This window comes from Nocardia albiluteola (genome assembly GCF_018860155.1).
GTDB classification, from domain to species: domain Bacteria; phylum Actinomycetota; class Actinomycetes; order Mycobacteriales; family Mycobacteriaceae; genus Nocardia; species Nocardia albiluteola.
Window position 1 is genome coordinate 80,926 of record NZ_JAHKNI010000007.1, and the last position, 14,511, is coordinate 95,436.

Here is a 14,511-nt window from a genome sequence, read left to right on the forward strand (position 1 = left end):
GGGCGGGTCAGACCTTCTCGCGGGTGAGGTAGCGCGGGGCGGGGTTGCGGGCCATATAGGCGACGACGGCGACCAGGGCGGCGACGGCGAGGGTGATGCCGCCGACGATCCCGGCCCAGCCCGCGAACGACCGCGTATTGGGATCGGCGTAGCTGACCTCGGCGTGCAGGGTGCTGACATCCCCGGCGGGCAGCTTCCACGACACCACCGAATCGCCCCCGCGGGTGCCGTTGGTGGTGGCCACCCGGGCCGGGAAGGCGACGGTGAACTGGATGTCCGAGCCCTGCGGCGGGACGGATTTCAGGTCGGCGCGGCCGGACAGCGTCACCAGATCGCCGGTCCGGACGAACTGCAGGTTGAACATCCCCTGGGTCTGGCTGGACAGGCCGCCCAGTTCACCCACCTCGCCGAAGGTGAGATCGTCGAAGTAGACCTGGCTGCCCAGGTAGCCGTCCTGGGCATAGGGTTCGACTCGCACCTTGGCGGTCAGGGTGGGGGGAACCTTGAGCTGAGGTCCCTTGTCCTTGGCATTGGCGGGCACGACCGCGACGACGATCCGCCCCGACACCCGGTCGTTCGACGACACACCCATCGAGACCTGCACCCGCAGACATCCCGCGAGCAGCGGCATGAGCAGGGCGATCAGCAGTACCGCCGACCAGGTACGGCGGCGGGCCGGTGTGTTCGTGATCGCGGGCATCGGTGATGTCGGACTCGGTTGCACGGCTCACATCGTGCCATGACACGCCGACCTCATCGGAACGCGACGGCTCGGTGTCGGCGCGGCGCGGGGCCGGGCCCCGTCGCGGCCCCAGGCAAAGGCACGATCCGCGCGGCCGCCGGGCGACTCATCGGACCGATGGGCGCGCCGGACGCGCCGGCCGGATCAGGCTCAGCAGCAGCGGAAATCCCAGCAGGCCCATGCCCAGGAATCCGTACCCGGCCGAGGCGGGCATGCCCAGGAACACCGCATGGGCCAGGGCCGAGCCCAGCCAGGTCCACAGATAGACCGCCGCGGGTACCGCGAACGCGGCGGCGGGGCGGGCGGTGGCGCGGTCGAGCAGCTGCAACAGCGCGGCCATGAGCAGTGCGACGGCGAACCAGCCGAGATAGTTGGTGTACGGAATATGGCCGATGCCAGGCAGTCCGGGCCACGCCGAACACCAGGTCCACCGGCCCGCGGCGACCATCTGCGGATCCAGGAACAGATCCCAGCCGACCGCGCCCAGCGCCGTCATCGGAATCCGCAGGCGGGCACGGGGATACAGGCGTGCGGCCACCACCCACACCGGATAGAGCCCGCCGGTCCAGGCCAGCGGCACCAGCAGCGGCACGCTCGCGAGTTCGGGCCCCAGCCCGCCGTGTGCGTAGTGGTAGCAACCGAAGGGGAATCCCGTTGCGGTGCCCAGGATCTCGGCGGCCAGACCGAGACCCGAGACGATCACCAGGAATCCGGCGGCGTAGCGCGGTCCGCGTGTTGCCGCCGCGTGGGTGAGTGCGGTGAGCGCGGAAAGGACGACGACCGCGGCGGTCACTCGGTTCCGGCTCGCGCCGGAGGTCAGGGGATAGGCGATCTGGGTCAGGATCAGCAGCGCGGCGGCGAGCGCCGGAAGTCTGCGGATCACCGTCGACGCAGCCGGGGCCGCTTCAGGTCCCGCAGCACCAGCCGGGCCGCGCTGCGTCCGCTGGCCCCCGACACGCCACCGCCCGGGTGGGTCGAGGCGCCGGTCAGATACATCCCGGGCGCGCCGGGTACCCGCTGCCCGGACAGCTCCGGCAGCGGGCGCCAGAAGAACATCTGGTCCAGCGACATCTCCACGTGCATCACATTGCCGCCCAGCAGCCCGAGCTCGCGCTCCAGATCGGCGGGGGTCTGCACGAAACGGTTCAGCACGGTGTCCGCGAAACCCGGTGCGGCGGCGTCGAGTTCGGCGATGATGCGGTCGCCCTCGCGTTCGGCGTGTGCGGCCCAGTCGCTGCCGTCGGCCAGATGGCGAGGGTGCCACTGCGCCCACAGGGTGAGCTGATGCTGCCCGGGCGGCGCGATGGACGAGTCCAGTGCGCTGAAGCTCATCGCCAGCACCACCGGCCGGGGCGGCAGTTCCCCGGCCAGCGCGGCGCCGTGCGCCAGGCGCAGCTGCCTTCGGTCGGTCGCGAGAAGCTGCAGCCCGCGCGCGGATTCGTGCTCGGCGGCGCCCGGATAGCGGGGCAGCGCGCTGGTGGCCGCGCGCACCACCATGCCGATGCCGGGGCCGACCCGGATGCGCCGTCGCCAGTCGTCGAGCACGCCGGCGTCGAATCCGCCGCGCCCTAGCAGATCCAGGGTGGTCAGGATATGAGTGCCCGAGATGACGGTGTGTGCGAACAGGTTTCGCCCCGAAGCGGTCCGCACTCGCCAGCCCGCACCCTCGCGGCGCAGCTCAGTGACCGCGTCCCCGGACGACACCACCCCGCCGTCCGCGCGCAGCCGCGCCACCAGAGCCGTTGTCAGCGCGCCGCTTCCGCCCACCGCCCGGCCGGGCGGCAACGTATGCATCAGCGCCGCGAATCCGGCCATCGGCGCGGTGCCCGGCTCGGACATCGGCGGGCCCGACTGCGCGCCGAACCAGGCCAGCGCCGCCTTGAGCCGTTCGTCGTCGAAATAGCTGTCCAGCAGCGCATCTCCGGACTGCAGGAACTCACGGGACAGCACGCTGCCAGCTGTGCTCGTGCGTACCCCCGCCCCACCGCCCCGATCGGGCCGCGCGTTCAGCCCCCAGAACGAGCGCAGCAGCCGTCCGGGGCCGGGCGGACCGGAGAAGGCCCGCATCACCCGCTGTGTGCGCGGCCCCCACGTCCGCACGAAGCGCCGGTAGGCGTCGGCGTCCCGGTTGCCGCAGGCCGTCGCTATCGAGGCGCAGGTACGGTCCAGGTCGCGGTGGAACACGAGCGGAGCCAGCTCGGTGCCGGGCGGGGCCGGCGCGAAACCCCACGGGTCGCAATCGATGTAGCGCAACCCGAACCGCTCCAGCTCGAGCTCCTCGACGATGCCGGTGTGCCGGATCATGATGTGTGCCGAGGATCCGCGGTCGACCAGATGCCCGGGGAAGCGCTCCACCGTGGAGACCGCGCCGCCCAGCACCTCGTCGCGCTCGAGCACCTCGACCGACTCGCCCGCGCGGGCCAGGTAGCACGCGGCGACCAGCGCGTTGTGGCCCGATCCGATGATCAGGACTGTCACCGCACGCGTTCCTGCGGTGCGGTCACCTCGGGCGCCTCCAGCGGCAGCCGCCGCCCGAGCACCGCGAAGCGCCGCGTATCACCGGAGAACACGAAATGCCTTACCACGTCGGTGAATCCCTGCCGCCGATACAGCCGCCAGGCACGGTTGTCCTCGTAGTCGACCTCGGGCGTGGACAGCAGCGCGGCCCGCTCGGTCCGGTGGCGCAGCAGCCGCGTCAGCAGCAGCGCGCCCAGGCCCTGGCCCTGGGCGGTGGGGTGCACATGCAGCTCGGTCAGCTCGAAGTAGTCCGAGAGCAGTTCGCGTGCGGCGTGTTCGGCCCAGCCCGAGCGCCGCATGCCGCTGTGTACCTGCTGGTGCCACCACTGGTGCGGGGCGCCGTGGTAGCCGTAGGCGATGCCGACGATGGGGGCGCTGCGCAGGTCGAACTGCCCGTTGTCGTCGGGAACCACGGCGGCCACGGCCTGCCAGCCGGGCCGGGAGATGTGCTCGGTCCACATCGGTGCGCGATGGTGCTCGGTGCCGCGGGGGTAGTCCATCGCGGCGACGTAGACGGCCAGCGCGTCGTGCAATCGGGTGCGTAGGACGGGCGCGGTGAGGTCGACGACGACGGGGGCGGGGGTGGGGTGAAGTCTGACGGCGGTCATATCCGGTCGGCGCGGCTCTCGTTCTCACCTCGCGCTCGTCGCGAGCACGAGCGCGAAAGTTGTCGGTGGTCGTCTCTATATTCACACTCGATTGAAGCGTTCGAAAACCTGTTCGGTTCGTGTGGTGGGTGCTGCACTCCCCGCACGTACGGGGTTGAGCCTGGAGGTGCCGCGATGGCTGGTCGGATCGAGCGTAATGTGCGCGCCGCGCGTACGGGGTCGAACTTGGAGGTGCCGTGATGGCCGGTCGGATGGACCATCCAGGACATTCGGGGCGGGCGGGCGGTTTGCTGGACCGGGCCGACAGCCTGTTGCTGCAGGCCGCGGCCGAACCCGATCCACGCGAGCGGTTCCGCACCGCCTATCTCGCCGCGCTGCGCGGTGCCGGCGCGGTGCTGGCGCTCACCGGTGCGGACCGGGCGCCGCGGGCGCGCTCGCGCAACGCCTGGGTGCTGATGCAGCAGGCGGCGCCCGAGTTCGTGATGTGGTCGGACTACTTCAGCTCCCACTCCGAGACACGCGCGGCGATCGAGGCCGGACTGGACCGGCCGATCGATGCGCGCCAGGCCGACGAGTTCGCCTCGCGCGTAGGGGCGTTCCTGCACGACGTGGAGGATTCGATCAGCGCGGCGGCGCGGATGCGCCCGATCGCGGGGTGGCTCGCCGACGGCTCGGCGTGAACATCGGCGAGTAGGTGGTACCGCGCTGATCGAACTCGTATCATTGGTGGCAGGTAGCCGCCAAGGTCGGCTGTCTGTCGTCTACCCGGAGGCGACCACCACCTAGTGCCGGGGGAGGTACCGTGCCACTCTCCGAGCACGAGCAGCGCATGCTCGAACAAATCGAGAGCGCGCTCTATGCTGAGGACCCCAAGTTCGCCTCGACCGTCCGAGGTGGGCGCCTACGTTCTGCTACGGGCAGACGCAGACTGCAATCGGCCGCCCTGTTCGTCCTCGGCCTGTGTCTACTTATCGCCGGTATCGCCCTGCCCGTGAAACCCGGTGGGTTCCCGATCATCAGCCTGCTCGGATTCATCGTGATGTTCGGTGCCGGCGTGCTGCTGCTGTTGGGTAGCTCGGGCGCGGCGGGCGCCGGTCGTCGCGGCGAGGATCCGCAGCAGGGTGGCACCGCCACCGGCCGCGGCAAGCAGCGCAAGGCGGGTGGCAGCTTCTCCGCCCGCATGGAGGACCGGTTCAGGCGCCGGTTCGAACAGGACAATTGACTCCGGCCCGGATCCGTATGACGGATCCGGGTTTTCGGTTCCACTCCTTTCGGGAGTGAGGCTGTGCCACGACACGCCGTACGTTGTGCGGCGTGTCGCTTTATTTTCGGTGCCGCCCTGCGCTGCCCACCCCCTCCCGCCAGATCTCCCCACCTCTCCCCACCGGACCCCCCACTCGCACCCTATGGGCCCACCTGCCCGGGTGCGATCTGCGGGTTTGCTGATCGTTTTCGGGTTCCCCGTCGCTTCCGGCTCGCGTGTCGCGGATCTCGGCAAAATCTCCCCACCCCGGTGATAGCTGGTATGACCTGCGAAATCGGGCGCGCGGGGAGCGAGATCACCCTCGCTTTCGATTGAAAGTGGGGGAAAGTGGGGTAATGTGGAGCGCGCACCAGCGGAGGCCTACCAGACGAGGTGATCACACGGGAGGTGTCGGGGATTGTTTCTCGGTACCTATACGCCTCGGCTGGACGACAAGGGGCGACTGACGTTGCCTGCGAAATTTCGGGACGAACTGGCGGGAGGGTTGATGGTCACGAAGGGTCAAGATCACAGCCTTGCCGTATATCCGAAGGAGGAGTTCACCGCGCTCGCGCGGCGAGCCGCCGCGGCGTCCCGGAACAATCCGCAGGCACGAGCCTTCGTCCGAGCCCTGGCCGCCTCCACGGACGAGCAGCGTCCGGATACCCAGGGTCGCATCACGTTGTCGGCCGAACATCGCCGTTACGCCAACCTGTCCAAGGACTGCGTGGTGATCGGCTCGGTCGACTTCCTCGAAATATGGGACAAGCAGGCGTGGGAGTCCTACCTCGCCGAGAACGAGGAGGATTACTCGCTGGCCAGAGACGAGTCGCTGGGCGGAATCTTCTAGCCCCGCGAGCGAGGCGAGTGCCCTGCGGCCTCTGCCCGGGCATGGACCCTGACGTACTTCCCCAACGCCAGGTGCCGTGCTTCGGTCAGAGACCCCGGGGCATTCGCCCACCGACTTAGTGAGTCCAATCCGCATAGATCGTCGCCAGGTGCGGCGTAGGAGACGTGAGCAGGATCGGGAGGTCGAGGTGGATCATGCAGACCACACCCCCCGGCATGTTCCCGTCCTGCTGCATCGAGCCGATGAAATCCTCGGTCCCGCACTGGAATCCGGCGGCGTTCTGATTGATGCCACGCTCGGCCTGGGCGGGCACTCGGAACATTTCCTGCGCACCTATCCGGAGATTCGTCTCATCGGGCTGGATCGCGATACCAACGCGCTGCGCCTGGCCGGCGAGCGCCTGGAGCCGTACGCGGACCGAATCACCCTGGTGCACACCACCTATGACGGCATCGCCGATGCGCTGACCGAGGCCGGGCTGGCGGCGACCGATTCGGTGCGCGCCATCCTGATGGATCTGGGTGTCTCCTCGATGCAGCTCGACGAGGCCGACCGCGGCTTCGCCTACTCGGTGGACGCGCCGCTGGACATGCGGATGGATCCGACCACCGGCCCGACCGCCGCCGACGTGCTCAACACCTATAGTCACGGCGAGCTGGCCCGGGTGCTGAAAACCTATGGCGAGGAACGGTTCGCGGGCCGCATCGCCAGCGAGATCGTCAAACGCCGTGCGCGCCAACCCTTCACCACCAGCGCCCAGCTGGTCGAGGTGCTGTACGCCGCCATCCCGGCCGCCACCCGGCGCACCGGCGGGCATCCGGCCAAGCGCACCTTCCAGGCGCTGCGCATCGAGGTCAACCGGGAGCTCGAATCTCTCGAGGCCGCCCTGCCCGCGGCCCTGGACGCGCTGGAGATCGGCGGGCGCATCGTCGTCATGTCCTATCAGTCGCTGGAGGACAAGGTGGTCAAGCACGTGTTCGCCGCGCGGTCGGCATCGCGCACACCGATGGATCTGCCGGTCGAACTGCCGGGCATGGGGCCGGAATTCCGGGTGCTGACCCGGGGGGCGGAGAAGGCGTCGGCGGCGGAGATCGAGGACAACCCGCGCGCGGCTCCGGTACGGATGCGGGCGGCGGAACGAATTCAGGCGACGCCGTGAATTCAGCAGGCGACGCGAAAACGGTAGGGGAGGCTCGATTATGAGTGTGCGTACACGGGTGGACGCACCACGACGCGCCGTGCGAACGACGGAGCGATACGACACCGGGACCACACAGCGGCGCGCGGCGTCGCGGTCGTCGCACGAGACCGACAACACGAAGACCGGGGCCGCCAAACGGGCCTACGCCCGCCGCCGCAATCGGCTCGAGGGCGGCGTGAGCCTGCCGCCGCTGCCCGGCCGGGCCGCGATGTCGGGCCGGATTCCGTTCGTGGCCGCCATCATCGCCCTGCTCGGCTGCGGGCTGATGTGCACCCTGCTGCTGACCACCCGATCCGCCGAGGACAGCTATCACCTCGGCGGCGCTCGCAAGATCAATCAGCAGCTGACCGACGAGCAGGCCGAACTGCAGCGGCAGGTGGCGGCCGCGGATTCGGCCCCCGAACTGGCCAGCAGGGCACGGGAACTCGGCATGATCCCGGCCAAGGATCCCGCGCGGCTGGTGATCGCCCCCGATGGCACCGTGACCGTGATCGGCAAGGAGACGGCCCAGTCGGGTCCGCCCGCCCCGCCGCTGAACACCTCGCCGGCCGCACCGACGGCTGCGCCGCCGAATATGGTTCAGGCGCAAGGCGAACGGCTCGTCCCGGTCACGCCCGGGCAGAACCAGAACCCGGCCGCCCCAGGCACCCCGGCTCCCGCGCAACCGCCGGCCGCGCAGGACGTCGAGGCGCACGGCGCCGTCACCGCTCCGGCACAGACCCCCGCGGCTCCCGCCCCGGCGGCTCCGGCTCCTGCGGCCGCGCCGCAGAGCCCGGCACCTGCCCCCGCCGCATCCGCGCCCGCTCCGGCCGCTCCGGTGGATCGGCCCGCGCCGGTACCCAATTCGGCGCCCGCGCTCCCGACGCCGTCCGCACCTGCCCCGGCTCCGCAGGCGCCGCCCGTCGCAGCCGCGCCCGTAAATCGGCCTGCGCCCGTGGCGAATCCGGTCGCGGAGGCCCCGCTCGCCCAGATCCAAACCCCGGCTCCGAGGCCCGAACCCGCGGCCCCGGCCGGGGGAGCCCGGTGAGCCCGGCGGGTCGTGGTCGTGGCCGCACGCCGGCGCCGAGGCGGAAATCCGCGCGGGCCCCGCGTTCGCGCCCGGCCGCCAGACCACGGGTCGGCCTGCGCCCGGACACCTCCACCCGGCTCCGGTTCGGCACCGGCCGGGTGGTGATGCTGTCGGCCCTGTTGGTCGTGGCACTGCAATTGCTGTGGATCCAAACGGTATCCGCGCCGAAGCTGTCGGCGGAGGCGGCCAGCCAGCGCATCGTGCAGGTGGTCGACTACGCGCAGCGCGGCTCGATCACCGACCGCAACGGCCGCGCGCTGGCGTTCACCATCACCACCAAATCGCTGACCTTCCAGCCGGTCGTGGTGCGCAAGGAACTGGCCGACGCGCACGCCAAGAGCGCGCAGGCGCCCGACCCGGACAAACGGCTGCAGGCGATCGCCACCGCTATCCACGAGAAGGTGGGCAAGGATGCGCCGTCGGAGGAAGATCTGCTGACCAAGCTGCACGGCAACGATTCGTTCGTCTATCTCGTGCGCAACGTCGACGCGCGGATCGCCTCGGAGATCAACGACGAATTCCCCGAGGTCGGCATGGATCGCCAGGACACCCCCGTCTATCCGGGCGGATCGCTGGCGGCCAACGTCATCGGCGCCACGGGCTGGGACGGGCACGGACAGGTGGGGCTGGAATCCGCGCTGGATTCGACCCTCGCCGGCACCGACGGCTCGCACACCTACGACCGCGGCTCCGACGGCGCGATGATTCCGGGCAGCGAACGCAACCGCCAGCCCGCGGTGAACGGCAACGGCGTGGAGCTGACCCTGGATTCGGATCTGCAGTACTACGTGCAACAGCAGGTCCAGCAGGCCAAGGAGATGTCCGGCGCTCAGGACGCCTCGGCGGTGGTGCTGGACGCCCACACCGCCCAGGTGCTGGCGATAGCCAACGACAACACCTTCAATCCCTCGCAGTCACCGCAGTACTGGACGCCGGAGAGCCTGGGCAACCCCACGGTCACCGACGCGTTCGAACCGGGCTCGGTGAACAAGATCGTCGATGCCTCCGCGGCCATCGAATACGGCCTGACCACACCGGATGAGGTGCATCAGGTGCCGGGCAGCATCGAGATGGGCGGCGTGACCGTGCACGACGCCTGGGAGCACGGCGTGGTGCCCTATACGACGACCGGAATCTTCGGCAAGTCCTCGAACGTCGGCACCCTGATGCTGGCGCAGCGCATCGGCGAGGACCGCTACGCCGACATGCTGAAGCGATTCGGCCTGGGCCAGCGGACCGGTATCGGGCTGCCCGGTGAGAGCGCGGGCCGCGTGCCGCCGCGCGATCAGTGGTCCGGTTCGACCTTCGCGAACCTGCCCATCGGACAGGGTCTCTCGATGACCCTGCTGCAGATGACCGGGATGTATCAGGCCATCGCGAACGACGGCGTGCGGATCCCGCCGCGGATCATCAAGGCCAAGATCGCCCCGGACGGCGCCCGCACCGAGGAGAAGCAGCCCGACGGCGTACGGGTGGTGAGCGTGAAGACCTCCCAGACGCTGCGGCAGATGTTCCAGGCCATCGTGCAGAAGGACCCGACGGGCGGCTATCAGAGCGGCACCGGTACCCCGGCGGCCGTCGCGGGCTATCAGATCGCAGGGAAGACCGGTACGGCACAGCAGATCGACCAGGCGTGCAAATGCTATTCCGACAGCCGCTACTGGATCACGTTCGCCGGAATGGCGCCGGCGGACAACCCGCGCTACGTTATCGGCATCATGCTGGACGCTCCGATCCGCAGCTCGGACGGCAGCGGCGGGCAGTCCGCGGCCCCGCTGTTCCACAACATCGCCTCCTGGGCGCTGCAGCGTGACCGGGTGCCGCCCTCGCCGCCGGCGAAAGAGCTTGTCCTCCAGGCGATGTGAATGGCGGGTGGGTGATCGGCCGTACCGGGCGAGCCAATATCATGCCTGTGTTCCGGCGCAATACCCAGCCGCGTTGCCCGGCCGTGACACGGCGTCGGTACCCTGACTCGTCGATCCGAATCCGTCCGCGGACGATTTGCCGAGCGGAACCGCAGTGTGACCGAGAGGAGCTTTGTGCCCGTGCAGCCCAGCCCGCAGGTGCTGCGTCCGGCGGCGCCGCCGTCGACGGCGCTGCGCACGGTCGTCGAGCTCACGGGCGCCCGCCCGCAGGGTCCGGCCGGGGCGCTCGACGAGGTCGTCATCACCGGAATCGAACAACGATCGCAGGCGGTGCGCCCGGGCGATCTGTTCGCGGGGCTCGCCGGGGAGCGCGCGCACGGGGCCCGTTTCGCCGGTGACGCCATCGAACGCGGTGCGGTCGCGGTGCTGACCGACGCCGCGGGCGCCGAGTTGATCGGCGCGGTGGACGTTCCCGTGCTCGTGCACGAGAATCCGCGCGCGGTGCTCGGCGAGCTGTCCGCCGCGATCTACGGCAATCCCTCGCGGCGGCTGCGGGTGCTCGGTATCACCGGCACGTCCGGCAAGACCACCACCTCCTATCTCGTCGAGGCGGGCCTGGCGGCGGCCGGGCTGCGAACGGCACTGATCGGCACGATCGAGACCCGCATCGGCGGGCAGCGGGTGCCCAGCGCGCTGACCACGCCCGAGGCCCCGCAGCTGCACGCGATGTTCGCGCTGATGGCCGAGCAGGGCGTGCAGGCGGTGGTGATGGAGGTGTCCAGTCACGCACTGGCGCTGGGGCGCGTGGACGGGGTGCGGTTCGCCGTGGGTGCGTTCACCAACCTCTCGCAGGACCACCTGGACTTCCACGCCGACTTCGAGGACTACTACGCCGCCAAGCGCAGGCTGTTCGTACCGGATCCCGCGGCGGTCTCCTCGGTTGCCGCGGACTCCTGTGTGATCTGCGTCGACGACGCGTGGGGTCGCCGGCTGGCACGCGAGGTCGGCGGCCGTACCCCCGTGGTGACGGTGGCGACCGATCTCGGCGCCGCCGGCGAGGGCGCGGAGCCCGACTGGACCGCGGTGGCCGCGACGACTCTCGACGGCGGCGGGCAGCAGTTCACCGCGATCGGGCCGGACGACCGGGCCGGTGGGGCGGGGGAATGCAACGACACAGCGCTCAAACTCGGTGTGCGGCTGCGTCTTCCGGGCGGCTACAACATCGCCAACGCGCTGCTGGCGATCGCGGTGTGCGCGGCGGCCGGGGTAGACGCGGGCGTCGCGGCCGCGGCGCTGGCCGAGGTGGACGTGCCGGGCCGGATGCAGCGGGTCGACCGGGGGCAGGATTTCCTCGCGGTGGTGGACTACGCGCACAAACCGGCCGCGGTGGAATCGGTCATCGCGACGTTGCGGGAAACCCTGCGGGGCTCTGCGGGCAGGCTGGCCGTGGTCGTCGGCGCGGGCGGGGACCGCGACGCGGGCAAGCGCCCGCTGATGGGCGCGACCGCCGCGCGCGGTGCCGAGTTGCTGATCATCACCGACGACAATCCGCGCAGCGAGGACCCCGCGGAGATCCGGGCGGCGATCGCCGCCGGGGCGCAGGGGATCGCCGAGGGCGAGCGCGGCGAGGTCGTCGAGATCGGCGAGCGCGCCGCCGCCATCGCGGCGGCCGTGGAGTGGGCCCGGACCGGCGACGTGGTACTGGTCGCGGGGAAGGGGCATGAGACAGGGCAGGAGATTTCGGGTGTGAAGTATCCGTTCGACGACCGCGAGGTGCTGGCGGAGGCCCTCTCCCGAAAAACAGCCGCGTCGACCGCGTCAGGCCAGAGGTCGGCGCCCGATAACACAGATCTGACGGTTTCATGATCGAGATAACCCTGCGGGAGATCGCGGAGATCGTCGGCGGCACGCTGCACGACGTCCCCGACCCCGCGGTGCAGGTGACCGGCGCGGTCGAATTCGACTCGCGCCGAATCCATTCCGGCGATCTGTTCCTGGCGCTGCCCGGAGCGCACGCCGACGGGCACGACTTCGCCGCGGCCGCGGTGGCCGCGGGCGCCGTCGCCGTGCTCGCGGCGCGCCCGGTCGGGGTTCCCGCCGTCGTGGTTCCCCCCGCGACGGCGCACCAGCCCGCCGCCGGTGCCTACCTGCTGACGCACGACACCGACGGGTCGGCGGCCGCGGTGCTCGGCGCACTGGCGAAGCTGGCGAACGCGAGCGTGCGGCGGCTGAGCACGAGCGGCGAGCTGACCGTCGTCGGTGTCACCGGTTCCTCGGGGAAGACCTCGACCAAAGATCTGCTGGCCCAGGTGCTTTCGCCGCTCGGTTCGGTGGTGGCGCCGCCGGAGTCGTTCAACAACGAGCTCGGATTCCCGTGGACCGCACTGCGTGCGGACTCCGGCACCCGCTTCCTGGTGCTGGAGTTGTCCGCGCGCGGCCCGGGACATATCAAGGCGCTCACCGAGATCGCCCCGCCCGCGATCGGTGTGGTGCTGAACGTCGGCACCGCGCACCTGGGCGAGTTCGGTGGTCGCGAGGCCATCGCGCAGGCCAAGGGCGAACTGGTGGAGGCACTTTCGCCGGACGGGTTGGCGGTGCTGAACGCCGACGATCCGAACGTCGCGGCCATGGCGTCCCGCACCGGTGCCCGCGTGGTGACCGTCGGCCAGGCCGCGAACGCGGACATCCGCGCGGTCGACGTGCAGCTCGACGAGGCCGCCCGCGCCCGATTCACGCTGCGCGCCAAGGGTTCCGAGGTGCCGGTGCAATTGGCGGTGCACGGCGAGCATCAGGTCGGCAACGCCCTGTCCGCCGCCGCGGTCGCGCTCGAGTGCGGGGCCGATCTCGCCACCGTCGCGGCGGCGCTGGCCGGCGCCACCGCCGCCTCGAAGCACCGCATGGACGTGCGCACCCGCGCCGACGGCGTCACCGTCATCAACGACTCCTACAACGCCAACCCGGATTCGGTCCGCGCGGCGCTCAAGGCACTGGTGACGATGGCCAAACCACAGTCGCGGCGCAGCTGGGCGGTGCTCGGCGAAATGGCCGAGCTGGGCGAGGATTCGGTGATCGAACACGATCGCATCGGCCGCCTCGCGGTGCGCCTGGATGTGGATCGGCTGATCGTCGTCGGCACCGGACGTCCGTCACACGCGCTGCATCAGGGCGCGGTCATGGAGGGCTCCTGGGGCGAGGAATCGATCCTCGTCCCCGATATCGATGCCGCGCTCGGGGTGCTCGAGGCCGAGCTCGCGCCCGATGACGTGGTGCTGGTGAAGGCCTCGAATTCCGTCGGATTGTGGGCGGTGGCGCGGAAATTGATGGAGGAGCGCCAATGAGACAGATTCTGTTCGCGGCCGCGATCGCGCTGGCGGTGTCGATCCTGTTGACGCCGCTGCTGATCCGGATATTCGCCAAGCGCGGTTTCGGCCAGGAGATCCGGGTCGACGGGCCGGCCAGTCACCAGGCCAAGCGCGGCACCCCGACCATGGGCGGCGTGGCAATCCTGGCCGGACTGTGGGCCGGGTACTGGGGTTCGCATCTGATCGGAATCGGCTATCACGCCGACGGTCCCTCGGTGTCGGGCCTGCTGGTGTTGTCCCTGACTACGGCGCTGGGTGCGGTCGGGTTCATCGACGACTTCATCAAGCTGCGCAAGGGCCGCAACCTGGGCCTGACCGCGGCGGGCAAGTACATCGGGCAGCTTTCGGCGGCAGTGATTTTCGGCGTGCTGGCGCTGCAGTGGCCAGGGGCGAACAAGCAGACCCCGGCCAGCCGGCACCTGTCCTATGTCCGCGACATCACGACGGTGTCGATGGGCGTGATCATCTTCCTGGCCTTCGTCTGCCTGGTCGTGGTCGCCTGGTCCAACGCGGTGAACCTCACCGACGGCCTGGACGGCCTGGCCGCGGGCTCGATGAGCCTGGTGCTGGGCGCCTACGTGATCATCACCTTCTGGCAGTACCGCAACGCCTGCTCGGTGCACGCCGAGGCGGGCTGCTACAACGTCCGCGATCCGCTGGACCTGGCGCTGGTATGCGCGGCCGGTGCCGCCGCCTGCGTCGGATTCCTGTGGTGGAACGCGGCTCCCGCGAAGATCTTCATGGGCGACACCGGCTCCCTGGCCCTGGGCGGCCTGATCGCCGGGCTGTCCATCACCACCCGGACCGAACTGCTGATGATCGTGATCGGTGCGCTGTTCGTCGCCGAGACCACCTCGGTCGTGCTGCAGGTGGCGGTATACCGCACCACGCGCAACCGACTGTTCAAGATGGCGCCGTTCCACCACCACTTCGAACTCAGTAAATGGGCGGAGACTACCGTCATTATTCGGTTCTGGTTACTGGCAGCCATCGCGTCGGCAATCGGACTGGGCTTGTTCTACAGCGAATACCTCTCTCAGGTCGGGTAAAGCAG

General features: G+C 70.1%; 13 protein-coding genes. 9 read left to right on the forward strand and 4 right to left on the reverse strand.

Translation table 11 applies throughout. The features are described from left to right. Nucleotides 1-7: 7 nt before the first annotated feature. The 4 genes from KO481_RS21260 to KO481_RS21275 form a co-directional block, all read right to left on the reverse strand. Nucleotides 8-700, reverse strand: a complete 693-nt coding sequence (locus KO481_RS21260) for an LppM family (lipo)protein (protein WP_215919072.1) — start codon at nucleotides 698-700, stop codon at nucleotides 8-10. 148 nt (nucleotides 701-848) lie between these two features. After that, on the reverse strand, nucleotides 849-1,625 hold the full coding sequence (locus tag KO481_RS21265) for a carotenoid biosynthesis protein (protein ID WP_215919074.1): 777 nt from the start codon (nucleotides 1,623-1,625) through the stop codon (nucleotides 849-851). Continuing rightward, on the reverse strand, nucleotides 1,622-3,220 hold the full coding sequence (locus KO481_RS21270) for a phytoene desaturase family protein (RefSeq protein WP_215919076.1): 1,599 nt from the start codon (nucleotides 3,218-3,220) through the stop codon (nucleotides 1,622-1,624). The genes KO481_RS21265 and KO481_RS21270 overlap by 4 nt, the downstream gene beginning before the upstream one ends. Beyond that, a complete protein-coding gene (locus KO481_RS21275) occupies nucleotides 3,217-3,867 on the reverse strand; it encodes a GNAT family N-acetyltransferase (protein WP_215919078.1) in 651 nt (216 codons plus the stop codon). The genes KO481_RS21270 and KO481_RS21275 overlap by 4 nt, the downstream gene beginning before the upstream one ends. Nucleotides 3,868-4,106: 239 nt before the next feature. Here KO481_RS21275 and KO481_RS21280 point away from each other — a divergent pair, with 239 nt between their 5' ends. The 9 genes from KO481_RS21280 to mraY all read left to right on the forward strand — a co-directional run bounded on the left by KO481_RS21280 (nucleotide 4,107) and on the right by mraY (nucleotide 14,506). After that, nucleotides 4,107-4,547, forward strand: a complete 441-nt coding sequence (locus tag KO481_RS21280; RefSeq protein WP_245401279.1) for an SAV_6107 family HEPN domain-containing protein — start codon at nucleotides 4,107-4,109, stop codon at nucleotides 4,545-4,547. Between the two features lie 122 nt (nucleotides 4,548-4,669). After that, nucleotides 4,670-5,089: an SCO2097 family morphological protein gene (locus tag KO481_RS21285; RefSeq protein WP_215919080.1), complete on the forward strand. Its 420-nt coding sequence runs from the start codon at nucleotides 4,670-4,672 to the stop codon at nucleotides 5,087-5,089. A 439-nt stretch (nucleotides 5,090-5,528) separates the two neighbouring features. After that, nucleotides 5,529-5,960, forward strand: a complete 432-nt coding sequence (gene mraZ, locus KO481_RS21290) for a division/cell wall cluster transcriptional repressor MraZ (RefSeq protein WP_215919082.1) — start codon at nucleotides 5,529-5,531, stop codon at nucleotides 5,958-5,960. 187 nt (nucleotides 5,961-6,147) lie between these two features. Continuing rightward, a complete protein-coding gene (gene rsmH, locus KO481_RS21295) occupies nucleotides 6,148-7,119 on the forward strand; it encodes a 16S rRNA (cytosine(1402)-N(4))-methyltransferase RsmH (protein ID WP_215919084.1) in 972 nt (323 codons plus the stop codon). 40 nt (nucleotides 7,120-7,159) lie between these two features. Then, nucleotides 7,160-8,188 (forward strand): cell division protein FtsL, encoded by a 1,029-nt coding sequence (gene ftsL, locus KO481_RS21300; RefSeq protein WP_215919086.1) that lies wholly within the window; start codon nucleotides 7,160-7,162, stop codon nucleotides 8,186-8,188. Between the two features lie 146 nt (nucleotides 8,189-8,334). Continuing rightward, a complete protein-coding gene (locus KO481_RS21305) occupies nucleotides 8,335-10,095 on the forward strand; it encodes a peptidoglycan D,D-transpeptidase FtsI family protein (protein ID WP_215919617.1) in 1,761 nt (586 codons plus the stop codon). A 174-nt stretch (nucleotides 10,096-10,269) separates the two neighbouring features. Continuing rightward, nucleotides 10,270-11,961 carry a UDP-N-acetylmuramoyl-L-alanyl-D-glutamate--2,6-diaminopimelate ligase gene (locus KO481_RS21310; RefSeq protein ID WP_308166721.1) on the forward strand — a complete coding sequence of 564 codons (1,692 nt, stop codon included), beginning with the start codon at nucleotides 10,270-10,272 and terminating at the stop codon, nucleotides 11,959-11,961. Further along, a complete protein-coding gene (locus KO481_RS21315) occupies nucleotides 11,958-13,433 on the forward strand; it encodes a UDP-N-acetylmuramoyl-tripeptide--D-alanyl-D-alanine ligase (protein WP_215919088.1) in 1,476 nt (491 codons plus the stop codon). The genes KO481_RS21310 and KO481_RS21315 overlap by 4 nt, the downstream gene beginning before the upstream one ends. Beyond that, nucleotides 13,430-14,506, forward strand: coding sequence for a phospho-N-acetylmuramoyl-pentapeptide-transferase (gene mraY, locus KO481_RS21320; RefSeq protein ID WP_215919089.1), 1,077 nt, complete (start codon nucleotides 13,430-13,432; stop codon nucleotides 14,504-14,506). Before KO481_RS21315 ends, mraY begins: the two co-directional genes overlap by 4 nt. The last annotated feature ends 5 nt before the right edge of the window (nucleotides 14,507-14,511 follow it).